Origin of the sequence: Endozoicomonas sp. ONNA2 (assembly GCF_024606365.1) — a bacterium.
In the GTDB taxonomy this organism is placed as follows: Bacteria; Pseudomonadota; Gammaproteobacteria; order Pseudomonadales; family Endozoicomonadaceae; genus Endozoicomonas.
Genome location: NZ_JAHHPO010000253.1, coordinates 1 through 1,041 on the forward strand (window position 1 = coordinate 1; position 1,041 = coordinate 1,041).

Consider the following 1,041-nt stretch of genomic DNA (forward strand, 5'->3'; position numbering starts at 1 on the left):
ATTAAATTGGTAAAATTCTTCCGGTGCAATCAAAACCTTACGGATTCAGGATTAAGTATATGAAAGGATTACATCCGGAATGTGAGGACCAGGCCTAAATAGTTCCGGTCTTCATCCGGATTCTGGACCTGATAAAAGGTTGGGGCAAATGCCAGGCGGATATCAAAGTCTTCCACCACTGGCTGTTCGCGCTCACCATTGAGCCACTGGTCAATACTGTCAACCGGATCAAGGAAAAACAAAGCCGTGGCGCCCAGGCCGGAAGAGCCCCATACCAGACCGTCATTGTCGACAATCGAACGTTTCTGCTGGTATGCCCATTCACCGTATAGCCAGCCACCGATGGGCGTTACGATAATATCCTGAATCGAAGGCACTTCAGCGATGGATTCGATACCGTACTCCCAGTAGAAGGTGGACATCAGGAAGGAGTAGACAAAGGAGTTCCACTGGTTGTAACCGGATTCCCGGGCAACGATGTAGTACACGCCACCGAAGTAAGGATGGGCTACATAGTTCAGGAAAACGTCATCTTCGTCCATCACCGGGCCTGAGCTGACATTGTCCCACCATTTTTTGTGGAACTGTTTCAGTTCAGACTTATCCCAGTTGGTAAAGGACTCAGGCATAACGGCCAGGGCGGCAACCACACCGACACCCAGACCGAACATCAGTTTTGTCTGGGACCAGAGACGTGCCTGATTCTCCCGGGGATTGTCATCGAACAGGGTAATCGCCCATGGGGAGCGATCTTCGGTGAGTGTGAACTCCGTCTCTGTCGCGACTGCTGGAGCTGTCGCGTTGGCCTGGACAAGGCTGGAAAGCATGATCAGGCCAGATAAAAAAACTGGCAATATCCGGTTAAGCATCGTCTTTTATTCATAAGATGGCTGGGGGGGGAGGTACAGACACCACCCAAAAATGGGTTATCCATCCAGGTTATAAGTAGCTGGCCATATGGAATCACATATTTCTGGCTATTTGGACAGGTGCTATGCGAGGCACAACGGAGGGAGCATAGCCGTAGCTATGTGACCGGAG

Annotated in this window: 1 protein-coding gene; it reads right to left on the bottom strand. The window is 50.6% G+C overall.

Annotated elements, in window-relative coordinates; genetic code table 11:
• Positions 1-68: 68 nt before the first annotated feature.
• On the bottom strand, positions 69-827 hold the full coding sequence (locus tag KDK14_RS04510; protein ID WP_257263825.1) for a DUF3943 domain-containing protein: 759 nt from the start codon (positions 825-827) through the stop codon (positions 69-71).
• Positions 828-1,041: the final 214 nt, after the last annotated feature.

Bases quoted from the DNA above. Each gene is read 5' to 3' on its own strand.
- KDK14_RS04510 (WP_257263825.1), bottom strand. From the start codon at position 827: ATGCTTTCCAGCCTTGTCCAGGCCAACGCGACAGCTCCAGCAGTCGCG.